Here is a 4709-nt window from a genome sequence, read left to right as displayed (position 1 = left end):
CCTCCTCGCCCTTAATGAAAGCTGCATCACCCAGCTGCTGGCCGAGGACGGCAACGACGAGCGCCTCATCGAGGTCATTAAGCAACTCGATATGACGGACGCGCCTGACGAGTGTGACGTGGACAAAGCTTGGGACGGCATCCATCGCTGCCTCACTGAGGGTGACCTCGGCGGGGAGGACGGAACCTACCCACTCAACGCGGTCGTCCTCGGCGGTCTGCCGCTACATCAGAGCGACGGCTACGTCGTCAGTTACAACACACCGGCCGAGGTCCACGATGTTGCCGCTGCGCTCTCCGAACTCGACCCCGAGCCGTTCATCTCCAGGTACTGGACGCTCGACCCAGATGAGTACGGCGCCGCAGTTGACCAGGACGGTCTTCAGTATCTGACCTACCACCTGAAGCAGGTCACTGCGTTCTATCAGCGGGCTGCGCAGGCTGGTTGGGCGACCGTCTTCGTCGCTGACCAGTAGTAGAGCGTGAGGGTTCATGGTCGGGCCAGCCAGACGACCTGGAAGGGGGCACACCAAAGCCACCCCGTCTGCCATCGGCCCACACTCCACCGGGCCGGGTTCTGACCCCGGAATCCAGATGGGACGCTGCTGGACGAGCCTCATGTCATGTCAAGGGCAGTGTTCGCAGACTGTCAGCTTGAGAATCAGCGAGCTTGGGCGTCTTGACCAGGTTGACCTGCGCCTGTGGCCTGTCCTGAGCGGCCTGGAGTGACCGGGGTTGTCCTGGGCCAATGGCCCGCTAATGGCCGAATCGGCGCCCCGGGCCGATGCCGGCCGGAGGTCGCCAGCAGGCCCGGAGGCGCCGTTGCTCAACCGTCAATCGCGCTGAGGCGATACTGCAATCGCAGTGCCGGGACCGACCAGAGACCAAGAACATGATCGGTACGAAGAACATCCTGCGCGTCGACGTAGACGTGGAAGCTCTCGCGCACGGGGATCCGTCGCGCCCAGACCGGAGAGCCACTGCCCCGTTCGACGACAAGGTAGGCACCGTCATCACCCCACCCTCCTGCAGGTGAGATGAGGGTCAGACCGCCCACCGTACTGACCTCGGGGCGTAGGAACACGACCAGGCGCCCATTGGGCAGCGGGAAGACCACTCTGACGCTGGGCTGTCGCGTACCGGGCAGAGCGACGGCCTGATACCAGCCGCTGTATGTGGTGGCCCCCGTAGCCCGCAGACGTCGCCGCCATGAACTGCCGATGAGCCGCCCGTTGCGGTCGACCACGGATGTGAGCTGACTGGTCATGCCGTCAGCAACGTCCTTCGCTCTCAACGGCAGGCTCAGTTGGTCTAGCCGGCGGGCAAACAACGCCGAGATCAACCAACCGAACGGCCACGCCCAGGCTGACCACTGTGACTGCAACTCGAGCTGCCATCGCTCGGTTTGCTCGTAGAAATCCCGTACCTGACGTCGCAGCGCTGACGAGTCGAACGCTGGCCCGTCGAGCACTGTCATCGTCGGCAAGAGACCTAGCGCCCGATCAGAGTCAAGAACGCTGCCGCCAAGCCGGGCGGCCTCCCGAAGCAGCCACGACTCACCTATCCGGTCGTGATCGCCGCACGGCCCAGCAAGCCACTCCTCACGCTGCAGATCGACCTGCCGCCCAGTCAACCGCACCCAACGCTGTGTCGACCTATCGAGCAACGAGCCACGAAATCGTCCAGCGAGAACCTCCACGCGCCGAGGCTAGTCGGCAAGCCCGTGGTCCGCGCATGTGAGGACCGGACGACCTCGGCGAGCTTCCTGCGCACCGAGGTTGAACCCACCGACCGACACGTCAAGACATTCTTCACAGCAACGGGCGGCTTCTGCCGCGCTAATGGTGCGGCCGTCCGACCATGGCCCGACGGCTTGCCCATCCCGCCGCCGCCGAAGGCAGAGACGGGACGAGGCGCGAAGCGACCGTCGTAGGCCGGCCAGGCGCCACGGTGCGCCGCGTCAGCGGCGCCACACCCGCGCCCGAGACCACCGCCGCCCACTTGGCCGCCACCGACTGCCACGTACCGGGGCCCGGCTCGCACCTCGGGCGTCGCCCTCACCGGTGCCAGATCCTCGGGACGGCCGGCCGGGTCAAGATGGAGCGCCACACCTGCCGTACGACCTTGACCCGGACCGCCGTCCCATCTTGGACGATGGCGGCGGGGACGGTGATGCCCTACCGCAACCCGCCTGACGACCAGGACCACCATGAGCCACGCGTGCCACTGCCCCGCGGTCCGCCGGCCGCCGTCCCGGCCTACACCGATCCGTGCCTAACCTCGGCCTTTCATGACCGTTGCTGTTACGGCGGTTTGCGGCGGTGGAGATCGGCGTTGGCCTGGGCGGTTGGACGTTCGTCGTGGGTGCTGGGGTAACACTCACTGGGTGTCGCGCTGGTGTTGTAGTGGGATGACCATCCAGCCATCGGCCTCGTCGTGGGCGAGGGCGCAGCACTCGCACAGTTGCAGTTCGAGATCTTCGTTACGGGCGGTGTGCGTGGCTGTGTTCCATGGGCAGCCTTGGCAGTCGGGGCTCACCTCGCCGGCGTCCATGTCGGGTGCCACGCCCGGTTCCTCTCGGATAGATGGAAGCAGGAAGTCTGTCACTGCCGTTACTGGGACTCAGCCAGCATGAGTCTGCGCGGCCCGGAATCGATGCCGCGCCCCCTACCCCTGATGGCGCGGCGTGTAGAGCGGGTCTTTACGGCCGCGCCGTCTACGGCGTCGACGGCTGCGCCAGAGTCGATAGGCAACGAAGCCGACGATCCCGTAAAAGCCCGGCGCAACGATGATCGCCGCCCCGTCCCACCCGCTGTCATCCCATGCCTGGGAGGCGGTGGCGGAACTGACACGCGCGCGGTAAGTCGTGGGCGGCCGTCCGTGTCCGAGCGAGGTCAGCGAAACGTCATCGATGCGCGCCCCATCATCGCCGACAAACGAGCCTCGGCAGTCGTACCACTTCCCGGCACTGGTGGTGCAGCGGCGTACCTCGATCGTCCCCCTCAGCCCGAAGTGCGCCGCCCGCAGCCCATCGAACTCATGGGGCACGAAGTCAATCGCAATGAGAACCATAGCCACGGACAACAGGCAGACCCCCAGGGCGGGCAAGCTAAGCTCCGCCAGGGCGGTTACCTTGCGCTCGGTCGGCCACCTGCCGCTCACCCAACCATCACCTCTGTACCGGCTCCCACGGACGACACCGATGATGGATGGTGCCACGAAACCTGCACCATCTGTTTGGAAAGGTGACGATCTTCGGGCCGGTACGCACGGCTCGCCCGGTCACGGCGGATGCGTTGGTGACCGCGGTGCCCGTTCGTCACCGGTCGCGGCACGGGTTACTGGCCCGTGGATGGCCCGTTCGATCGTTGCAAGCTCTTCGCGGCGCGCCGGCCGTGGCCAATGCCGGTGCTGGTGCCGCGAGCCCGGCGTCTAGGGTAAGGCGGCGCGCATCGAGCCATCGACGGTGGCGGAACCCGGAGCAATCAGTGAGCTACACGCTTAATCTTCAGCTCAACGTCGAGATCGGGGCCAAGACGTACTCCGATTTGGCCCCCGACTGACTCGCCGGAATGTCGCGGCGGCTTGCCCCGGACGTCCGGGACATGCTGGAGCCGCTGCGAGCACGGGCCGCCAGAAGCAAACAGACGTTCGGGTCGCTGGGCGAGTCCGGCACCGCGGGCTGGAGCGCCCCGAGGCGGAGGCTGTTGTGAGGGCGCGGTGGGCAGTGCTGGCGCCGCGGCGGGCGCCGGCCACGGCCCGGTCCTCGTCGCCGTTCGCACCGAGCTCCGTAGCTGGGTGGTGCCGGTGGCAAGCCGCGTAGCGGCGCGGCAGCGATCGCCGGAAGCAACGACGGTGGCGGCCTGTTCAGCGATCGTCGCGGTCTGGCAGCGAGTGGGCCGGTTCGGATCGCGACATCCGAGGCGGTGCGGCGTGCCGTGGCGCGCGATGCCGGCGCCTCAGCGCCGCCAGCAGCGCGCCGGCGAGTGCGCCGCTGCGCCGCGCTCGCGCGGCGCCTTGTGAGCACTATTTTGAGCCCATAGACCCGGCCTGATGATCGATCGGCACGAATCGGACGAGCAAGCCCTCCGACCAGCGCGGGAACTCTCAACGCTTGTCATCACCTGTCGCTGGTTTACACCGCCAGATGGCCCCATTTGGTCCTAACGATCTTGACGTTAGGCACTCGAACGGTAGCCGGACATATCCATAAACATCGATTGGACGTCCTGGTTCCGCCAGTTGGCAGAATGTCCTGCATGACTAGCTCCCCGGGACGGCCACCTCACGGCCAAGGCGGCAAGGCGCACATCCGTTTGCAGCCGTCCGCGTACTTCGAGACTCCGGACGGCGTCCGCGTCTCGTACGAGAACAGCGCGGGACTCTACGAAGTGATCTGTGCCGACTGCGGCGACAACGCCGACATCCCGTACGAGCAGGCGCCGGATGAACTTCGTAAGGTACGCGGACCGTACCAGAACGAAAATCTGGCAATGCGCGCACTCGAACAGCACATGGGCGCGCGGTTCCGCTAACCCCCTCTCCCCACCTGCCATCCCGTCTGCTGTCGACCCGCCCCCACGGGGAGCGGGCCGCGCCCTGAGCGCCAAGGTGGAGCGCCCTACCGGACGAACGACCTGGACCGGCCGGGCGTGGCCTGGTTGCCTTTGGTGCGTCACTGGTGAGCCGACGACGGAGCTTCCCGGAGCA

At 66.6% G+C, this 4709-nt stretch carries 5 protein-coding genes; 2 read left to right on the top strand and 3 right to left on the bottom strand.

What is annotated here, in order from left to right:
- Nucleotides 1-475 (top strand): DUF1877 family protein (locus Raf01_RS48860; RefSeq protein ID WP_203925032.1); only part of this gene is annotated, 475 nt, incomplete at its 5' end.
- Nucleotides 476-825: 350 nt separating this feature from the next.
- On the opposite strand, the gene Raf01_RS48855 is transcribed toward Raf01_RS48860, so the two are convergent.
- From Raf01_RS48855 to Raf01_RS48845, 3 genes are all read right to left on the bottom strand, one after another.
- Nucleotides 826-1698: a hypothetical protein gene (locus Raf01_RS48855; protein ID WP_203925031.1), complete on the bottom strand. Its 873-nt coding sequence runs from the start codon at nucleotides 1696-1698 to the stop codon at nucleotides 826-828.
- Nucleotides 1699-2378: 680 nt separating this feature from the next.
- The gene (locus tag Raf01_RS48850) at nucleotides 2379-2564 is read right to left on the bottom strand and encodes a hypothetical protein (RefSeq protein ID WP_203925030.1); all 186 of its coding nucleotides are present in this window, start codon (nucleotides 2562-2564) and stop codon (nucleotides 2379-2381) included.
- Between the two features lie 102 nt (nucleotides 2565-2666).
- A complete protein-coding gene (locus Raf01_RS48845; RefSeq protein ID WP_203925029.1) occupies nucleotides 2667-3161 on the bottom strand; it encodes a hypothetical protein in 495 nt (164 codons plus the stop codon).
- Nucleotides 3162-4258: 1097 nt separating this feature from the next.
- Here Raf01_RS48845 and Raf01_RS48840 point away from each other — a divergent pair.
- Entirely contained in the window at nucleotides 4259-4534 is a 276-nt protein-coding gene (locus Raf01_RS48840) for a hypothetical protein (protein ID WP_203925028.1), read from the top strand.
- Nucleotides 4535-4709: the final 175 nt, after the last annotated feature.

Origin of the sequence: Rugosimonospora africana (assembly GCF_016862975.1) — a bacterium.
GTDB classification, from domain to species: Bacteria; Actinomycetota; Actinomycetes; order Mycobacteriales; family Micromonosporaceae; genus Rugosimonospora; species Rugosimonospora africana.
This window is presented reverse-complemented; position numbering and strand designations above follow the sequence as displayed.